This window comes from Qipengyuania flava, from assembly GCF_011762005.1.
Classification (GTDB): Bacteria; Pseudomonadota; Alphaproteobacteria; order Sphingomonadales; family Sphingomonadaceae; genus Qipengyuania; species Qipengyuania flava.
This window is the reverse complement of record NZ_JAASQU010000001.1, coordinates 635,895-652,810: the sequence shown is the minus strand read 5'-3', so window position 1 is coordinate 652,810 and position 16,916 is coordinate 635,895. Positions and strand designations below refer to the sequence as shown.

The window sequence follows — 16,916 nt, the reverse complement described above, 5'->3', positions numbered from 1 at the left end:
GCAACGGTTTGTGCAGTTTGCGGGTTCCATCGTCGCAACCGCCGACCGGGCGGTGCAACCAACGCAGGGCGTGAATTACTATCGCAATCGGCGTACGGCATCGAAAGGGTCGGCGAAGGCTTTGGCAATCGCCGCAAGGGCAGGCGAGGCGATCGCCTTGCTGCGGCATTGCGTTGAGGACCGCCCGGTCACGGTACCGCAGGCGCAGGAAGAATTTAGCGTGGCATCGGCATCCATCGGACGTCTCGCGTCGATGGATGCCGATGGCGATGCCTAGTTCTTGTCCTTGTCGACCAGCTTGTTGGCGCCGATCCAGGGCATCATCGCCCGCAGCTGCGCGCCCGTCTGCTCGATCGGGTGCGCGGCGGCCGCCTTGCGGCTGGCTTTCAGTTCGGGCTGGCCCGCCTGGTTGTCGAGCACGAAGTCCTTCACGAAGCGCCCCGACTGAATGTCCTTGAGAACGCGACCCATTTCGGCCTTGGTTTCCTCGGTGATGATCCGCGGACCCGTCTTGATGTCTCCGTATTCGGCGGTGTTCGAGATCGAATAGCGCATGTTGGCGATGCCGCCCTCATAGAGCAGGTCGACGATCAGCTTGGTTTCGTGAAGGCATTCGAAATAGGCCATTTCGGGGGCGTATCCGGCCTCGACCAACGTTTCGAACCCGGCCTGGATGAGGTGGGTGATCCCGCCACACAGCACCGCCTGTTCGCCGAACAGATCGGTTTCGCACTCTTCCTTGAAATCGGTTTCGATGATGCCCGAGCGACCGCCACCGACCGCACTGGCATAGGACAGCGCGAGCTGCTTGGCGAAGCCGTTGCCGCCTGACTGGTTCGATTCCTGCTGGACGGCGATCAGGCAGGGAACGCCACCACCCTTGATGTATTCGCCGCGTACCGTGTGGCCCGGGCCCTTGGGTGCGATCATGATCACGTCGACCTCGGCCGGCGGATCGATCAGTCCGAAATGAATGTTGAGCCCGTGCGCGAAGGCGAGCGCGCTGCCCGGTTTCATCTTGCCCGCGACTTCATCGGCATAGATCGCCGCCTGGTGCTCGTCGGGTGCGAGGATCATCAGGACGTCGGCCCATTCGGCGGCTTCGGAGACGGTCTTTACCGTGAATCCCGCCCCTTCGGCCTTCTTGGCACTGGCCGACCCCGCGCGCAGCGCGATGGCGATCTCGCCCACACCGCTGTCGCGCAGGTTCTGCGCATGCGCGTGACCCTGGCTGCCATAGCCGACAATGGCGACCTTCTTGTCCTTGATCAGCTGCTGGTCGCAATCGGCGTCGTAGTAAACTTGCATTGTTCTTCCCTCGCGTTGCCCCTGTGGAAGCAGAGGCCCAGATAAGGTCGCCCGTTGGCGATAGGTTGGATAGGCCCCTGCCTGTGCAGGGGCGACGAAATTCTTCAGGTCAGTCGGTACCGGCCCCGCGCATCATGCCGACAATGCCCGACCGGCCGACCTCGACCAGACCGAGTTCCCGCATCAGGGCGATGAAGCTGTTGATCTTGTCGGGCGATCCGGTGAGTTCGAAGACGAAGCTGCCGGTGGTGGTGTCGACGACATTGGCTCGGAACAGTTCGGCGATGCGTAGCGCTTCGACCCGGTTGTCGCCTTTGCCGGCGACCTTGATCAGCGCCAGCTCGCGCTCGACATGTTCGCCGCTCTCGGTGAGGTCGATGACCTTGTGCACAGGGACGAGCCGTTCGAGCTGTGCGCGGATCTGGTCGATCACCGGCTCGGGTCCGCGGGTCACTATGGTAATCCGGCTGATCGCGTGATCTTCCGAGATATCCGCCACGGTCAGGCTGTCGATATTGTAGCCGCGCGCGGTGAACATGCCCGTGATCTTGGCGAGGATGCCGGGCTCGTTGTCGACGATGACGTTGAGAACGTGGCGCTCTTGCGCCTGTTGCGTGATTTTCATTGCTCGCGGTCCTGCCACACGGGTTCGAACATGCGGCCAGCGCCGTCATATTCGGCGAGGAACACGCGGCCCATGCGGATCGCTTCGAAATTGTCGGTCTGCCGCGGCAGATCGAGCGAATCGGGTAGCAGCGTCCAGCTGCCATCCTCGCGCTTCTGCGCGACATCGAGGCCGATGAAGCGATGGCCGGCGTCTTCCAGCCAGTCGAGCAGGGCCTCCGCATCGCCGCGTGCGAACCAGCTGCGCCGTTCCGCGCGCTGTTCGAAGCCGTTTGGAAAACGTACCATCATGCCCATCACACCAGCGCCTTTGCTTCGTCGTCCATCGTCCCGCCGACCTGATCGCCATACAGCAGCATGTCGGTATGCGCCGCGCCGCTCGGGATCATCGGAAAGCAGTTGGCTTCCTTGGCCACCTGGCAATCGACGATTACCGGCCCGTCATGCGCAAGCATCGCCTCGATGCCGGCGTCGAGCTGGCTCTCGTCCTCGATCCGGATGCCCTTCCAGCCATAGGCCTCGGCCAGCTTGACGAAATCGGGCAGGCTGTCGGAATAGCTGTTCGAATAGCGGCTTTCATAGGTCAGTTCCTGCCACTGGCGGACCATGCCCATATATTCGTTGTTAAGGATGAAGACCTTGACCGGCAGGCGGTACTGGCTTGCCGTGCCCAATTCCTGGATATTCATCTGGATGCTGGCCTCGCCCGCGATATCGATCACGAGGCTGTCGGGATTGCCGAGCTGCGCCCCGATCGCGGCGGGCAGGCCGTAGCCCATCGTCCCGAGGCCGCCGCTGGTCAGCCACTTGTTCGGATCGAAAAAGCGAAAATACTGGGCCGCCCACATCTGGTGCTGGCCGACCTCGGTGGTGATGATCGGGTTATGGTCGCGGGTGAGCGCGAACAGCCGTTCGATGCTCTTCTGCGGCATGATCTGCTCGCTTCCGTGCTCGGGATAGGCGAGGCAATCGCGGGCTTTCCAGCCGAGAATGCGGGCCTTCCATTCTGACAGGTCCTGTGGCTTGCGACCGCCCCAAGCTTCGACCATCTGATCGAGCACCTGCGCGCAATCGCCAATAATGCCGAGATCGACCGGCACGATCTTGTTGATGCTGGCGCGGTCGATATCGATGTGGATCTTCTTCGCTTCGGGCGCGAAAGCGTCGAGCCGGCCGGTCACGCGATCGTCGAAACGCGCACCGATCGCCACGATCAGGTCGGCGCGGTTCATCGCCATATTGGCTTCATAGGTGCCATGCATGCCGAGCATGCCCAGCCAGTCGGGATGCTCCGCCGGGAAAGCGCCGAGCCCCATTAGCGTGCTGGTGACCGGTGCGCCGGTCGCATCCTGCAACTTGCGCAGCAGGGCGCTCGCGCGCGGGCCGGCATTGATCACGCCTCCTCCGGTATAGAGGACGGGGCGCTCGGCCCGTGCGAGCATGTCGATCGCTTCGGCGATCTCGTCGGCCGCGCCGACCATGCGGGGCTGGTAGCGATGCGAAGGCAGCGGGGTCTCATCCTGACTATCCCAGCTGGCGAGGGCGATTTGTACGTCCTTGGGAATGTCGACCACGACGGGACCCGGCCGACCCGTGGTGGCGATGCGGAAGGCCTCCTCGATCGTTGCGCCCAGACGCTCCGGGTCCTTCACGAGGTAATTGTGCTTGGTGCAGTGCCGCGTGAGACCGACGGTGTCTGCTTCCTGGAATGCATCGGTGCCGATCAGTGCAGTCGGCACCTGACCGGTGATGACGACGAGCGGGATGGAATCCATATAGGCATCGGCGATGCCGGTGACAGCGTTGGTCGCACCCGGACCGCTCGTGACCAGTACGACCCCGGGCTTTCCGGTGGAACGGGCGTAGCCTTCGGCGGCATGCGCCGCGCCCGCTTCGTGGCGCACCAGGATATGGCGGATGTCCTCATCGGCGAACAGTTCGTCGTAAATCGGCAGAACCGCGCCGCCGGGATAGCCGAAGACGAATTCCACGCCCTGCCGCTTGAGGCATTCGATTAGGATGGCAGCGCCGCTGCGCTCGGTACTCACACTCGCCTCCGGCCCCTTTGGGGCATTTCAAGACACAAGTCGGCCCGACGCTGGGGTCTGTAGCGCCGGGCCGACCGCATCCAAATACGCCCACCCCATTGCGTGGTCAATCGTCTTTTTGAAACAAAGAAACAAAAAAATCGTGTTCGGCGATAGTTTTGTTATTCGTGCGGGGCCATGAGGCGGGCGGTTGGTTTCGAAACCACGTATATTGCCGCTTGGCATACTGACGTGTCGCGGTCTGACCAGCCGCGATAGCTTCAGCGCGCGATAGTTCGCCTTGGATCATGCCCGCAATTTCGGGCACGCCGATGGCACGCATGACGGGCAATGCCGGATCAAGACCGCGTGCGAGCAGCGCTTCGACCTCGGCGATGGCGCCGCCATCGAGCATCAGTTCGAAACGTCTGTCGCAGCGTTCGTTGAGCCATTCGCGCTCGGGCAGCAGGACCAGCGGATGCAATGCAATCGTAGCGCCGATCCCGCCGCTCTGGCGCGCCTGCCAGTACGCGATGGGCCGGCCCGTCGAACGGATGACTTCCAGCGCGCGCGCCATCCGCTGGCTGTCGCGCGGACCCAGACGGCCCGCCGCCTCGGCATCCTCGGCGACCAGCCGCGCGCGCAGGTCCTCGGTTGCGAGGGCGCGCACCTGTTCGCGAATTCCCGGATCGATGGCGGGGATTGGCGAAATCCCGTCGAGCAGCGTGCGCATGTACAGCCCGGTCCCGCCAACCAGAATGGGCACGGCTTGCGTGGCATGTGCCGCGGTTATTTCGGCCTTTGCGGCCTGCGCCCAGTCCGCCGCGGAGCAGGCCGCTTCGCCATCCCACGTGCCGAACAGCCGATGATCGATCCCTCGCATCTCGGACTCGTCGGGTCGCGCGGAGAGAACGCGCAGGTCGCGATAGACCTGCTGGCTGTCGGCATTGATCACCACGCCGCGACGGCCCGCATCTGCGAGGCGTTCGGCGAGGGTCACCGCGAGATCGCTCTTGCCGCTGGCGGTCGGTCCTGCAATGAGCGCGACCGGTTTCCGATCGGGAGGTTTTCGAGTGCTCATTGCGCGGCTGATAGCAGACATGGACGGCGTGGAAACACGGCTCGATGCGGCACTCGAAGCCTGCGCTGCCGCCGACATGCCGGTTGCGCTTGCGGGGATGCTCGATTTCTGTGGCGATGTGCTCCAGCTGTCGCTGCCGCATGGCGATGCATCGCGCCTGACCGCAATCCTCGCCGAGCTTTTCTCAAGTGCCGACCTGCTGGTTGCAGACCATGAGATAGAGGTGCCGCGGCTGTTCGTCTCCGACATGGACTCGACCATGATCGGGCAGGAATGTATCGACGAACTGGCCGATTTTGCAGGGCTCAAGGATCGCGTTGCCGACATTACCGAGCGGGCAATGCGTGGCGAGCTGGAGTTCGAAAGCGCGCTGCGCGAGCGTGTCGCCTTACTCGAGGGGCTCGAGGAAGGCGCGATCGCGCAGTGCCTCGACGAGCGAATCCAGCCGGTCGAGGGCGCGCGTACGCTGGTGGCAACCTTGCGCAGCAAGGGATGTCGAACCGTCCTCGTGACCGGCGGTTTCCATCATTTCGCCGACCGCTTGGCCGATCGGTTGGGGTTCGAGCGCGTGGTGGGCAATCGCCTTGCAGTTTCCGGCGGCCGGCTGACCGGCGAACTGGCCGGCCCGGTCAGCGATGCCTCGACCAAGCTTGCGACATTGCAAGAGGAACGCGATCGGCTGGGCGAGGGGACGCGCGTGCTGGCGACGGGCGACGGGGCCAACGACATCCCGATGATCGCCGCAGCGGATTACGGCATCGCCTACCGCGCGAAGCCGAAAGCGCGCGAGGCGGCGAACGGCCGGATCGAGCACGGCGATCTTACCAATCTGCTCAAGCTCTTCGGTATCCCCGAGAGCGATTGGATCGAGGCACCGCCCAGCCGCGCCTGATGGCGAGCTTTTCCAATCCGCCACCACCGGCTGTCATTAAACTGCAACCGGTCATGAACGAACGCGTCTCCCCCAGATCGTATGAGTTCGCCAACTTCGAGCTGGCGAGCGACGGCACTCCGCTTCGTCATCCGGATCGCCCTCGAGCCCGGTATCGCCCCTTCGCCGCCTTCCGTCATTTTCGCGAGTTGCTGAAGGACAAGGAAAATACCGCCGAGGTTTTCAAGATCTACGACGCGCTGCCGTCAGCGCGTTTCCTGTCGCGGGTGCGCGCGGTGACGTTGAACCCGCAAGGGGAAGCGCTGCGCGAAAGCGAACCGTACCTCCCGCCGATCCTCGACGATCACGACGCGCTGCGGAAAATGCCCAAGGGTTCGGTGGCGCATGCCTATTGCGATTTCATGGAGCGCGAGGGCCTATCGGCGGCGGGCCTGGTCGAGGAATCGGCCAGATCGGGCAGCCCGAGCTATGATGATCTCGTCCAGTGGTTCGGCTATCGTCAGCGCGACACGCATGACCTGATGCATGTGCTGACCGGTTATGGGCGCGATGCGCTGGGTGAACAATGTGTTTTGCTGTTCACGCATGGGCAGGCGCCCAGCCAGGGCCATTTGTTGCTCGGCTATGCCGGATCGCTGCATCTCAAAAGGCTGGTGAAGAGCGAGGCTCCGGTCATGCGTGCAGTGCGTCAGGCGCACCGCACGGGCAAGGCCTGCCCGACGCTGGCTGCGCAATCGATCCGCGAATTGCTGGCCTGCAATCTGTCTGAAGTGCGCGCCCGGTTCTCGATCCCCGACCCGCACTGGTACCGTGTTTGCCATCATGTCTGGCGGCAGGAAGGGGTTGATCCCTACGATCTGCTCGCCTCGCGTGCCGAACCCGGAATGCCGGCGACCGCCTGAGATCAGAGCCAGCTGGCGATCTGCTCCAACGGCTTTTTCCGGAGCGCGTGTGCGGGAACGGTCGCACCTTCGGAAGGATGCCCCACGACCAGCACCATGACCGGCTTTTCATGGTCCGGCCGCCCGCAAATCTCGCGCAGGAACCCCATGGGCGAAGGCGTATGCGTAAGCGTCGCCAGACCCGCCTCGTGCAAGGTTGCGATCAGCATGCCGCAGGCAATGCCCACGCTTTCACTGACGTAATAGTTCTGCGTTTCGCCGTCCTCGGCGATACCGCCTTTTCGTTGCGCGAATACGACGATTAACCATGGCGCGGTTTCGAGGAACGGCTTGTCGGCATCGGTACCCAGCGGACCCAGCGCTTCGAGCCACTCTTCGCTCGCCTTCCCCGAATAGAAGTTGCGTTCCTCCTCCTCGGCAGCCTCGCGGATGGCGCGCTTGGTTTCGGGCGATGCGACGGCAACGAAATGCCACGGCTGATGATTGGCACCATTGGGTGCAGTACCCGCAGCCTCGATCGCAGCTTCGATGACGGCGCGCGGTACGGGGGCGTCGGAGAAATAGCGGCAGGTGCGGCGCTGTTTCAACCGGTCGCGCATGGCGCGCGCACGCGCGATGCTGTCCTCGACGGGGAGGGCGGGTAGCGAGTAGGGGACGGTATCGTGATCGCGCATGGAATGCTCCTGACCGGGCCGTTGTTCAGCGCAATTCCTTGCGGATCACCAGTTTGAGGCCCGACCAGACCTCGTCCACTGCGCAGACCTTGGTGTCGACAAGGCCAAGCGGTAGAGCGATCTCGCGGATCGTGTCTTCGCTGATTTCGCTGGGTACGCCGGAGGCTTGTTTCGGCCAGCTCACCCAGACATGGCCGTCGGGCGCCATATGCGCGCGCAGCCGTTCGAGCCTGTCTTCCAGATCGGCGCGCTTCGTCACGAAGACATGCGCCGCATCGGGCGCTTCCTCGGGACCGCCGACAAACAGCAACTCGAGTGCATATTCGCCGATTTCGTCCTGGACGCTTTCGGGCATGGCATCGAACCACACCCGCTGCCCGTCGCGCAGGCTCAGTTTTTTCGCCAGCGGCGTCTCGGAATAGCCCGCCGCCATCGCGGTCAGCCTTCCATCCAGTCTGCGAAGAAGCTGTGGTGCGCGGCGCGCATCGCATCGATCGAATTGCCGAACAGCGTATTACCACCGGTCCGGCCGATACGGCGAAAGCCGATCGATGCGGTTTCGTCGTCCTCGGTGCCCTTCGCGAGTGCTGCGTTTAGAGCATCGGTATCGGGCACGGTCACCACGTACCGACCCTGGTCTTCGCCGAACCACCACTGCGCCTGCGTGTAGTCCTGGTGCCATTCGACCTCGGCTCCGATGCCGCCCGCCATTGCCATTTCCGCGAGCGCGATGGCGAGCCCGCCATCCGAGACGTCGTGCACTGCGCTGACCAGCCCGTCGGCGATGAGCTGGAGGACGATCTTGCCCGCATTCTTCTCGACGGTCAGGTCGGTCGGCGGCGTGCGCCCTTCGTCGCGGCCGTGGATTTCGCTGAGCCATAGTGACTTGCCGAGATGCGAGCGTTCCGGGTCGGGCGTCGCCCAATGTTCGGCCCGGATCAGGTAGATCGCCTCACCCTCTGCCTTGAACGGCATCGTCATCATTGTGGCGTAATCGTCGATCAGCCCGACGCCGCCGATCGCGGGCGTTGGCAGGATGGCGCTGCCACCGCCGGTCGCCTTGCTCTCGTTGTAGAGCGAGACATTGCCAGAGACGATCGGGAAGTCGAGCTCGCGACAGGCCGCTCCCATGCCTTCGAGGGCATGGACGAACTGGCTCATGATCTCGGGCCGCTGCGGGTTGGCGAAATTGAGGCAGTTGGTCACTGCCAGAGGACGTGCGCCGACCGCGCAAAGATTGCGATAGGCCTCGGCGATCGCCTGCTTGCCGCCTTCATAGGGATCTGCATGGACATAGCGCGGAGTACAATCGGTGGTGATCGCGAGCGCTTTTTTGGTGCCATGCACCCGGACCACGCCCGCATCGCCGCCGGTCTGCAGCGTGTCGGCACCGACCTGACTATCGTACTGTTCCGCAATCCAGCGACGCGACGAGAGGTGGGGCGAGGCAAGCAGCTTCATCACGTCGCCACCGACATCGCTGGTGTCGGGACGCTGTTGCATCGGCTTGATGCCGGCCCAGGCGGTATAATCGTCCTTCGAAAGGTAAGGCCGGTCGTATTCGGGCGCATCCGCCGCCAGCGGCCCCAGCGGGATGTCGCAAACGACCTCGCCATCGAATTCGAGAACCATGTGCCGCGTGTCGGTGACTTCGCCGATGACAGCGAAGTCGAGTTCCCACTTTTCGAAAATGGCGGCGGCCATCTCTTCCTTGCCCGGCTTCAGCACCATGAGCATGCGCTCCTGGCTTTCGCTGAGCATCATCTCGTAAGGCGTCATGCCTTCTTCGCGGCACGGCACCTTGTTCATGTCGAGGCGAATGCCCGCCTTGCCGTTGGTGGCCATTTCGACGCTCGAGGAGGTGAGGCCGGCTGCGCCCATGTCCTGAATGGCGACGATCGCATCGGTCGCCATCAATTCGAGGCAAGCTTCGATCAGCAGCTTCTCGGTGAACGGATCGCCCACCTGCACGGTGGGGCGCTTGGCGTCCGCGTCCTCCTCGAAATCGGCGCTGGCCATGGTTGCACCGTGGATCCCGTCACGGCCGGTCTTCGACCCGACATAGACGATCGGATTGCCCACGCCGGTCGCGGCCGAATAGAAGATCTTGTCGGTATCGGCGACGCCCACGGTCATCGCATTGACGAGGATGTTGCCGTCATAGGCGGGGTGGAAATTGGTTTCGCCCGCGACGGTCGGGACGCCTACGCAATTGCCATAGCCGCCGATGCCCGAAACCACGCCCTTCACCAGGTGCTGCATCTTGGGATGTTCGGGGCGGCCGAAGCGCAGCGCGTTGGCGTTCGCCACCGGGCGCGCGCCCATGGTGAAGACATCGCGCAGGATGCCCCCCACGCCGGTTGCCGCGCCCTGATAGGGCTCGATATAGCTCGGGTGGTTGTGGCTCTCCATCTTGAAGATGGCGGCCTGTCCGTCCCCGATATCGATAACGCCGGCATTCTCGCCCGGCCCGCAGATTACCCACGGCGCCTCGGTCGGCAGCTTTTTGAGGTGCAGCCGCGAGCTCTTGTAGCTGCAGTGTTCGGACCACATGACCGAGAAGATACCCAGCTCGACGAGATTGGGCTCGCGGCCCAGTGCGTTAAGCACGCGCTCGTATTCTTCGGGGCTGAGGCCGTGCTGTTCGACGACTTCGGGGGTGATCGCGGATTCGACTGTTGCCATGCGCGCGCGCTTAGCCTCGCTAGCCCGCGACCGCCAGACCCACCGTGTTTTTATGCCAGCGCGTCGACTGTACCCAGAAGGCCATCGTGGTGAGCAAACCGAAGGCGAGCAGTGCCATGATCGAGAATCCCGGGCCCACGGCCACCGGTTCAGGTCCGAACCAGTCGAAGGCCTGCAGCAGCATCATCGTGGTCAGCAGGATCAGCGGCGGCACCAGCGGCCCCTTGGTGCGCGCGATGTAGAACCAGTAGGCGCCGAGCACCAGGATCAGTTCGACCGGCATGGCAAGCGCAGGCGAATTCCACAGTCCGACGCCAAGACGGTAATCGCCACCCGCGATGGTGAGGTCGGGGCGGTGCACGAGCAGGTCGAGCAGCCAGTGACTGACGACGACGATGCCCGCCCACGTTGCAGCCACCATACTGCTCGACACCAGCCATACGATTGCACCGAAGCCCAGCGCCCAGATAGCGCTCGCAAGCAGGCTGTGCGTATAGGGCATGTGGTACAGGTCGAGCGGGCTCATCGCGGTAATGCCTGGGACGATCCGGAGCTTTTCGACCCCCACGATCGCCAAGGTGAAGAATGCCCAATCGACAAGTTGTGCAGCGATGAACAACACGCCGAGCTTCGGCGCATCCTTGGTTATGCCGCGTGCCACGAAGGCAGGGGCGAAATGGCCGATGAACACCGTTCAGGCGAACTTGGCTGCGGCAAAGCTCGCCGCAGCTGCCGCGACAGCCGTGGCGAATGCGCCCCACGCTATGTCCGCCACGGTGACGGTGGTCGACCAGGTCCGCATCGTCGCCTGATTGGTCAGGTCGTAGGTCGCGTAGCAGATTGCGCCCAGCAATGCCCCGTTGAGCGCGGCTGCGCCGATACCGAGGGAGAGGCCAGGACGGACAGCGAGCCAGACGATCGCCGCAATATAGGCCGCGTAGAATACCAGCGCCGGCATCATGCGGAAACTGTCGGCAAGGATATCGCCGAGCCTGGGGCGGTAGAAATTGGGGCCCGCCCAGCTCAACCAGACCGCGTCGAGCGCTCCGAACACCAAGGCAGCAGTGATTGCGGCGACAATCCACGTCATATTCGCGTTCCCCCTTTTTGGTTTACTTGACCGGGCGCAGGCGGACCGTCAATGCTTCCCCGCGATGGCAGAGGAACAGTCACAGATTTCGGATTTGAGCTTCGAGCAGGCCCTGCGCGAGCTCGAAGGCGTGGTGCGGCGGCTTGAAAGCGGCGATGTGCCGCTCGACGAGAGCATCGATCTTTACGAACGCGGCGAACAACTACGCAAAGCCTGCCAGAAGCGGCTCGACGCGGCGCAGGCACGGATCGAGAAGATCGTGGCGGGACCCGATGGCAAGCCTGCGGGCACCGAGCCTTTCGACACGGGCAACGCCGCGTGAGCGTGACCATGGCCATGCCCGACCTTCTGGGCGAAGCCTTCGAGCGGGTACAGGGTGAAGTCGACAGCGCTTTCGATGCGTTTCTTCCTGTGCCCGACGATACGCGCGCACGATTGGTCGAGGCGATGCGCTATGCCACGATCGGCGGCGGCAAGCGTGTGCGCCCGTTGCTGCTGGTTGCCACGGCGGAGCTCTACGGCGTCAATCGCAACGCGGCCATCAATGCGGGCTGTGCGGTCGAGGCTATTCATGCCTATTCGCTGATCCATGACGATTTGCCCTGCATGGACGATGACGAATTGCGTCATGGCAAGCCGACCTTGCACCGGGCTTTCGACGAAGCGACCGCAGTGCTCGCGGGCGATTGTCTGCACGCTTTGGCGTTCGACATCCTGACGCAGCCCGACACCAGCACCGATCCGTTTACGCGCGCCGAACTGGTGGCGACGCTTGCCAAGGCGAGCGGGCACGAGGGCATGGCGGGCGGGCAGATGATGGACATCGTCTCCGAGGAACAATCCTACGATCTGCGCCAGGTCACCCGGCTGCAGCAACTCAAGACCGGCGCGCTGCTGGCGGCAAGCGTGGAGATGGGCGCGGTGCTCGGCCGCGTTCCGCCCGAGGGGCGCACGCATCTGCGGGCATATGCCCGCGACATCGGACTGGCCTTCCAGATCGCCGACGACCTGCTCGATGTCGAAGGAGACGAGGCCAAGGCGGGCAAGGCGCTGCGCAAGGACGAAGAGCAGGGCAAGCAGACGTTCGTCACCCTGATGGGGGTCGAGCAGGCACGCGCACAGGCTACCATGCTGGTCGAACAGGCAGGGCACCATCTCGCGGGGCACGGCGAAGACGCCCGCCTGCTGGTCGAGCTTGCACATTTCATCGTGAAGAGGGATCACTAATGGCCAAGCGGATCGGCATCTATCCGGGGACTTTCGATCCCATCACGCTCGGGCATATGGACATCATCGAACGCGGCGCGAAGCTGGTGGACGAACTGATTATCGGCGTCACGACCAATATTGCGAAGTCGCCCATGTTCGACGATGACGAGCGCATCGCCATGGTCGAGCGCGAAGTCGCCGGGATCAAGAAAGATTCTATTCGCGTGGTCGGCTTCAATTCGCTGCTGATGGATTTTGCCGCGCAGATGAGTGCGGACATCGTGATCCGCGGCATCCGCGGCGTGACCGATTTCGAATATGAATACCAGCTCACCGGGATGAACCGCCAGCTCAACGATCAGATCGAGACCGTCTTCCTGATGGCCGATGTCGAATTGCAGCCGATCGCCAGCCGCCTGGTCAAGGAAATCGCCTTTTACGGCGGGCCGATCGAGAAGTTCGTCACCCCCGCGGTGCGCAGCGATGTCGAGGCCCGAGTCCAGAAGATCGGGCCGCGCGGCGGTTGACGCGGCGGTCGACGGCCAAGCTATTCATTGAACCGACAGTCCCCGCTCGCTAGGGGCTGCGCAATCCAGGACATTGCCACGGAATGACGATGCTCAAGACTTCGCTTGCCCTCGCTGCCGCGCTGACCTTTGCCGCTTCTTCCTCTGCCGCATTGGCGCAGGACGGGGCTGCCGGTGCCGCGACCGAAGAGTCTGTCGCCGATACGCGCGTGTACACGCCGGTCGATTTCAATCTCGAGGAGGACCGCGAGAACATCCTGCTGCTCGACCTCTCGAACGGCGAGCGGGTGGCGATCCGGCTCAAGCCCGACTGGGCTCCCAATCATGTCGAGCGGGTGAAGACGCTGACGCGGCAGGGGTTCTATGACGGGATCATCTTCCACCGCGTGATCGACGGCTTCATGGCGCAGACCGGCGATCCCACGGGAACCGGCACCGGCGGGTCGGAGCTTCCCGACATCGCGGAGGAATTCAATCCGATGCCGCATCTACGCGGCACGGTCTCGATGGCCCGTTCGGCCAGCCCCGACAGCGCGAACAGCCAGTTCTTCATCGTGTTCTACCCGCGCTTCAATCTCGACGACAATTACACCAATTTCGGCCGGGTCATCTCCAACATGGCCGGCGTCGATGCGATCCAGCGGGGCGAGCCGCCTGCCAATCCCACGCGGATCCTGCAGGCCTCCATCGCGGCAGACAACAAGCCGGTTCCGGCCATGCCCGCCGCGCGGGCCGCGGATGCCGACATCTCGATTGACGATCTGAACGCGCCGCTCGGCAACTGACTTCCCATCGCGCCGCACCCGGACTAGGGGCGGCGCGATGAAAGTCGACCTTTTCGATTTCGAACTTCCGCCCGAACGGATCGCGCTGCGTCCAGCGCGGCCGCGCGATGCCGCGCGCATGCTCGTGGTGCGCAACGACGGAGCGTTCGAGGATCGCGGCGTACGCGACCTGCCGGGGCTGCTGCGCGCAGGCGATGTGCTGGTGTTCAACGATACGCGCGTGATCCCCGCGCAGCTCGAGGGGCGTCGCGGCGAAGCGCGCATCGGCGCGACGTTGCACAAGCGGATCGACCTGCGCCGCTGGCAGGCCTTCGTACGCAATGCCAAGCGCCTGCGCGTGGGCGACATTGCCGAGTTCGGCGGCGGGGTCACCGCTGTGGCGGAGGACCGCCTCCCCGATGGGAGTTTCGTGCTGGCCTTCGAAGGCGAGGAACCGGTCGAGGTTCTACTCGAACGGGCAGGGCGGATGCCCTTGCCTCCCTATATCGCAGGCAAACGCGAGACCGATGCGCGCGACCGCGAGGATTATCAGACGATGTTCGCCGCCGAAGACGGCGCGGTCGCGGCGCCAACCGCTGCACTCCATTTCACACCCGACCTTATTGCCGCGCTTGATGCAGCGGGCGTTGCCCGCGAAACGCTGACGCTGCATGTCGGGGCGGGGACTTTCTTGCCCGTGAAGGCCGAAGATACCGACGATCACGCGATGCATTCGGAATGGGGTCGGATCGAGGCGGATACGGCGCGGCGGCTTAACGCGGCGCGCGCGTCCGGTGGCCGCATCATCGCGGTCGGTACCACCAGCCTGCGCCTGCTCGAAAGCGCAACGGGTGATGATGACGTCATCCGGGAGTTTGCAGGCGACACCGACATTTTCATTACCCCCGGCTATCGCTTCCGCGCGGTCGATGGGTTGATGACCAATTTCCACCTGCCCAAGTCGACGCTGATGATGCTGGTCAGTGCACTGATGGGGCGCGACCGGATGATGGCCGCCTATGCGCATGCCATCGCGCGGGAATACCGTTTCTACAGCTATGGGGATTCCTCGCTGCTGCTGCCCTGAAGGTCAGGGAAACAGGCTGTCCGTGGCGAGCATCCGGTCGATCAACGCATCATCGGCGGGTATGCGGCCATCCAGCATCAGCATGGCGATCCCATGCGCGATCGACCATGCCTGCAGTGCGAGCGTTTCGGCGCGTTCGGGATCGCTCGCAAGTGCCTGCGTATTGGCAGTGAGCAGCGCGCGGGCTTCGTCGGGCGTTCCCGTATCGTCGACGGGGCTGCCTTGCGTGAACATCAGCCGGAACAGGGCCGGGTGCGCTAGCGCGAAGCGGACATAGGTGCGGCCCGTCTCGGCGAAACCCTCGGCCCCGCCACCTGCGCGCTTGGCCGCTTCGGCCTGTTCGCTGCCGAGGCGCTTTAGGCCTTCGCGCGCAAGCGCCTTGTCGAGCGCCTGCTTGTCGGGGAAATGGCGATAGACCGCAGTTGCGGAGACACCCGTTCGCCGCGCCAGTTCGCGCAGCGAAGGTGCCTGGCCATCCGGACCTTCCAGCGCTGCCAGCCCTGCGGAGAGCAGCGCGTCACGAAGATTCCCGTGATGGTAGTTCGCAGTCGATGTTGACACTGTTATCTCGGCCTCTATGTTTACGGCGTTCACTTAACCGGAGCGAATCGGTCATGACAAGCGTCATAGAGAAAACCATCCGTAAGGCAGTCACCCCCGCCATCCAGGCTGTGGCAAGTCTCAACCGCACCCGCTTGCAGGGCGAAGATGCCAATCCCTTTCTCCATGGCGTGCACGAGCCGCTGCGCGAGGAGCATACGCTCACCGAACTCGCCGTCACGGGCGCAATCCCGACCGAACTCGATGGTCGCTATGTCAGGATCGGGCCTAATCCCCACGGCTCGGCAGGCAGGGGGCACCACTGGTTCCTGGGCGACGGAATGGTCCACGGCGTCCGTCTGCGTGACGGCCGGGCCGAATGGTATCGCAACCGGTTCATTCGGTCGCGCGACCTGGAAGCCAAGGGCGGACCTGCGGCGGTGGGCGGTCCACGGCGCGGTTTCGGGGACACGGTGAACACCAACGTAGTCGATATCGGCGGCAGGATCATGGCTCTGGTCGAGGCCAGCAGCTTCCCGGTAGAGCTCGACGGGGGGCTGGACAGCGTCGCCTATTCCGATTTAGGCGGCGGGCTGACCGGCTCCTTCACTGCACATCCGCATCGCTGTCCGCGTACGGGAGAGTTCCACGCGATCTGCTACGAAGGCACTTCGCAGGACACCATCCGTCATGTTGGGATGGACGCCAGCGGAAAGGTCTTGCGCGAGACCCCTATGAAGGTTCGCAACGGGCCCTCGATCCACGATTGCGCGCTCACCGAAAACTTCGTCGTCATTCTCGATCTGCCGGTGACGTTCTCCATGTCGGCGCTGATTGCCGGCCACCGGTTCCCCTATCGCTGGAACCGCGAGCATCGCGCACGTGTCGGCCTGCTGCCGCGCGGCGCAAGCGGGGACGCGGTGGTGTGGCACGAGGTAGACCCTTGCTACGTATTCCACGTCGGCAACAGTTTCGAAGACCAGACCGGCCAGGTGACCATCGACCTGTGCGCCTACGAAACGATTTTCGATGGCGAGATGCCCGGGCCCTATGGCAAGGCGCTCGGTCTCGAACGCTGGACTGTCGATGGCAAGGGCGGGAAAGTGGTTCGAACCACGCTCGATCCGGCAGGGCAGGAATTTCCGCGCCCCGACGAACGCTTTTTTGCCGGAGACTATCGTTATTTGTGGACCATGGGCATGCCCGAGGATGGCGATCTCGAATTCGTCGCCCCCATGCCGCTCTATCGCCACGATCTCGCCACCGGCGAGCGGGTGCAGCGTGATTTCGGCGAGGGTCGCATTCCCGGCGAGTTCGTCTTCGTCCCGCGCAGCGGGGATGCGGCTGAAGGGGATGGCTGGGTGATGGGCTACGTCATCGATCGCAATCGCCGCACCAGCGCGCTCGAGATCCTCGATGCGATGAGCCTCGATTTGGTCGCTACGGTGCAAATTCCGCATCTCATCCCTCCGGGCTTTCACGGCAACTGGATCACCGCTAGCTAGG

General features: G+C 63.7%; 20 protein-coding genes. 9 read left to right on the top strand and 11 right to left on the bottom strand.

What is annotated here, in order from left to right; all coding sequences use genetic code 11:
- The first annotated feature begins 10 nt into the window (after nt 1–10).
- Nucleotides 11–277: a hypothetical protein gene (locus tag FHS69_RS13810; protein ID WP_243844512.1), complete on the top strand. Its 267-nt coding sequence runs from the start codon at nt 11–13 to the stop codon at nt 275–277.
- Here FHS69_RS13810 and ilvC read toward each other — a convergent pair.
- From ilvC to miaA, 5 genes are all read right to left on the bottom strand, one after another.
- Nucleotides 274–1,308, bottom strand: coding sequence for a ketol-acid reductoisomerase (gene ilvC, locus FHS69_RS03235; RefSeq protein WP_166776495.1), 1,035 nt, complete (start codon nt 1,306–1,308; stop codon nt 274–276). The two genes, FHS69_RS13810 and ilvC, sit on opposite strands and share 4 nt — an antisense overlap.
- Before the next feature lie 109 nt (nt 1,309–1,417).
- Nucleotides 1,418–1,933, bottom strand: coding sequence for an acetolactate synthase small subunit (gene ilvN / locus FHS69_RS03230; protein WP_067467010.1), 516 nt, complete (start codon nt 1,931–1,933; stop codon nt 1,418–1,420).
- Complete coding sequence (locus FHS69_RS03225) at nt 1,930–2,229, bottom strand: hypothetical protein (RefSeq protein WP_166776493.1); 300 nt, start codon at nt 2,227–2,229, stop codon at nt 1,930–1,932. The genes ilvN and FHS69_RS03225 overlap by 4 nt, the downstream gene beginning before the upstream one ends.
- Nucleotides 2,229–3,980, bottom strand: coding sequence for a biosynthetic-type acetolactate synthase large subunit (ilvB, locus tag FHS69_RS03220; protein WP_166776491.1), 1,752 nt, complete (start codon nt 3,978–3,980; stop codon nt 2,229–2,231). The genes FHS69_RS03225 and ilvB overlap by 1 nt, the downstream gene beginning before the upstream one ends.
- A 106-nt stretch (nt 3,981–4,086) precedes the next feature.
- Complete coding sequence (gene miaA, locus FHS69_RS03215; RefSeq protein WP_166776489.1) at nt 4,087–5,040, bottom strand: tRNA (adenosine(37)-N6)-dimethylallyltransferase MiaA; 954 nt, start codon at nt 5,038–5,040, stop codon at nt 4,087–4,089.
- Here miaA and serB point away from each other — a divergent pair.
- Nucleotides 5,033–5,932, top strand: a complete 900-nt coding sequence (gene serB / locus FHS69_RS03210) for a phosphoserine phosphatase SerB (RefSeq protein ID WP_166776487.1) — start codon at nt 5,033–5,035, stop codon at nt 5,930–5,932. The genes miaA and serB overlap by 8 nt on opposite strands.
- A 53-nt stretch (nt 5,933–5,985) precedes the next feature.
- Complete coding sequence (locus FHS69_RS03205; RefSeq protein ID WP_166776485.1) at nt 5,986–6,834, top strand: Coq4 family protein; 849 nt, start codon at nt 5,986–5,988, stop codon at nt 6,832–6,834.
- A gap of 2 nt (nt 6,835–6,836) precedes the next feature.
- Here FHS69_RS03205 and FHS69_RS03200 read toward each other — a convergent pair whose 3' ends face one another.
- Genes FHS69_RS03200 through FHS69_RS03180 form a run of 5 tightly spaced genes read right to left on the bottom strand, consistent with a single transcriptional unit; the run spans nt 6,837 to nt 11,283 of the window.
- Nucleotides 6,837–7,508: a nitroreductase family protein gene (locus FHS69_RS03200; RefSeq protein WP_166776483.1), complete on the bottom strand. Its 672-nt coding sequence runs from the start codon at nt 7,506–7,508 to the stop codon at nt 6,837–6,839.
- A 25-nt stretch (nt 7,509–7,533) separates the two neighbouring features.
- Nucleotides 7,534–7,941, bottom strand: a complete 408-nt coding sequence (locus FHS69_RS03195) for a DUF3052 family protein (RefSeq protein WP_166776481.1) — start codon at nt 7,939–7,941, stop codon at nt 7,534–7,536.
- Nucleotides 7,942–7,946: 5 nt separating this feature from the next.
- Nucleotides 7,947–10,193: a phosphoribosylformylglycinamidine synthase subunit PurL gene (gene purL, locus FHS69_RS03190; RefSeq protein WP_166776478.1), complete on the bottom strand. Its 2,247-nt coding sequence runs from the start codon at nt 10,191–10,193 to the stop codon at nt 7,947–7,949.
- Nucleotides 10,194–10,212: 19 nt separating this feature from the next.
- Nucleotides 10,213–10,884: a hypothetical protein gene (locus FHS69_RS03185; protein ID WP_166776476.1), complete on the bottom strand. Its 672-nt coding sequence runs from the start codon at nt 10,882–10,884 to the stop codon at nt 10,213–10,215.
- 3 nt (nt 10,885–10,887) lie between these two features.
- Nucleotides 10,888–11,283 (bottom strand): DUF2177 family protein, encoded by a 396-nt coding sequence (locus FHS69_RS03180; protein ID WP_166776475.1) that lies wholly within the window; start codon nt 11,281–11,283, stop codon nt 10,888–10,890.
- Between the two features lie 64 nt (nt 11,284–11,347).
- Between FHS69_RS03180 and FHS69_RS03175 the strand changes: the two genes are divergently transcribed.
- The 5 genes from FHS69_RS03175 to queA all read left to right on the top strand — a co-directional run bounded on the left by FHS69_RS03175 (nt 11,348) and on the right by queA (nt 14,870).
- On the top strand, nt 11,348–11,605 hold the full coding sequence (locus FHS69_RS03175; protein ID WP_067502358.1) for an exodeoxyribonuclease VII small subunit: 258 nt from the start codon (nt 11,348–11,350) through the stop codon (nt 11,603–11,605).
- Between the two features lie 14 nt (nt 11,606–11,619).
- Complete coding sequence (locus FHS69_RS03170) at nt 11,620–12,510, top strand: polyprenyl synthetase family protein (RefSeq protein ID WP_166777044.1); 891 nt, start codon at nt 11,620–11,622, stop codon at nt 12,508–12,510.
- The gene (gene coaD, locus FHS69_RS03165; protein ID WP_067466978.1) at nt 12,510–13,019 is read left to right on the top strand and encodes a pantetheine-phosphate adenylyltransferase; all 510 of its coding nucleotides are present in this window, start codon (nt 12,510–12,512) and stop codon (nt 13,017–13,019) included. Before FHS69_RS03170 ends, coaD begins: the two co-directional genes overlap by 1 nt.
- 89 nt (nt 13,020–13,108) lie before the next feature.
- On the top strand, nt 13,109–13,804 hold the full coding sequence (locus FHS69_RS03160) for a peptidylprolyl isomerase (protein WP_166777043.1): 696 nt from the start codon (nt 13,109–13,111) through the stop codon (nt 13,802–13,804).
- A 37-nt stretch (nt 13,805–13,841) separates the two neighbouring features.
- Nucleotides 13,842–14,870 (top strand): tRNA preQ1(34) S-adenosylmethionine ribosyltransferase-isomerase QueA, encoded by a 1,029-nt coding sequence (queA, locus tag FHS69_RS03155; RefSeq protein WP_166776473.1) that lies wholly within the window; start codon nt 13,842–13,844, stop codon nt 14,868–14,870.
- A 3-nt stretch (nt 14,871–14,873) separates the two neighbouring features.
- On the opposite strand, the gene FHS69_RS03150 is transcribed toward queA, so the two are convergent.
- Nucleotides 14,874–15,431, bottom strand: coding sequence for a TetR/AcrR family transcriptional regulator (locus FHS69_RS03150; protein WP_067466971.1), 558 nt, complete (start codon nt 15,429–15,431; stop codon nt 14,874–14,876).
- 53 nt (nt 15,432–15,484) lie between these two features.
- Here FHS69_RS03150 and FHS69_RS03145 point away from each other — a divergent pair, with 53 nt between their 5' ends.
- Nucleotides 15,485–16,915 (top strand): 8'-apo-carotenoid 13,14-cleaving dioxygenase, encoded by a 1,431-nt coding sequence (locus FHS69_RS03145; protein ID WP_166776471.1) that lies wholly within the window; start codon nt 15,485–15,487, stop codon nt 16,913–16,915.
- The last annotated feature ends 1 nt before the right edge of the window (nt 16,916 follow it).

Coding starts and splice junctions, on each gene's coding strand:
- ilvC (WP_166776495.1), bottom strand. CDS start 1,308: ATGCAAGTTTACTACGACGCCGATTGCGACCAGCAGCTGATCAAGGAC.
- ilvN (WP_067467010.1), bottom strand. CDS start 1,933: ATGAAAATCACGCAACAGGCGCAAGAGCGCCACGTTCTCAACGTCATC.
- FHS69_RS03225 (WP_166776493.1), bottom strand. CDS start 2,229: ATGGGCATGATGGTACGTTTTCCAAACGGCTTCGAACAGCGCGCGGAA.
- miaA (WP_166776489.1), bottom strand. CDS start 5,040: ATGAGCACTCGAAAACCTCCCGATCGGAAACCGGTCGCGCTCATTGCA.
- FHS69_RS03205 (WP_166776485.1), top strand. CDS start 5,986: ATGAACGAACGCGTCTCCCCCAGATCGTATGAGTTCGCCAACTTCGAG.
- FHS69_RS03200 (WP_166776483.1), bottom strand. CDS start 7,508: ATGCGCGATCACGATACCGTCCCCTACTCGCTACCCGCCCTCCCCGTC.
- FHS69_RS03195 (WP_166776481.1), bottom strand. CDS start 7,941: ATGGCGGCGGGCTATTCCGAGACGCCGCTGGCGAAAAAACTGAGCCTG.
- purL (WP_166776478.1), bottom strand. CDS start 10,193: ATGGCAACAGTCGAATCCGCGATCACCCCCGAAGTCGTCGAACAGCAC.
- FHS69_RS03180 (WP_166776475.1), bottom strand. CDS start 11,283: ATGACGTGGATTGTCGCCGCAATCACTGCTGCCTTGGTGTTCGGAGCG.
- FHS69_RS03175 (WP_067502358.1), top strand. CDS start 11,348: ATGGCAGAGGAACAGTCACAGATTTCGGATTTGAGCTTCGAGCAGGCC.
- FHS69_RS03170 (WP_166777044.1), top strand. CDS start 11,620: ATGCCCGACCTTCTGGGCGAAGCCTTCGAGCGGGTACAGGGTGAAGTC.
- coaD (WP_067466978.1), top strand. CDS start 12,510: ATGGCCAAGCGGATCGGCATCTATCCGGGGACTTTCGATCCCATCACG.
- FHS69_RS03160 (WP_166777043.1), top strand. CDS start 13,109: ATGCTCAAGACTTCGCTTGCCCTCGCTGCCGCGCTGACCTTTGCCGCT.
- queA (WP_166776473.1), top strand. CDS start 13,842: ATGAAAGTCGACCTTTTCGATTTCGAACTTCCGCCCGAACGGATCGCG.
- FHS69_RS03145 (WP_166776471.1), top strand. CDS start 15,485: ATGACAAGCGTCATAGAGAAAACCATCCGTAAGGCAGTCACCCCCGCC.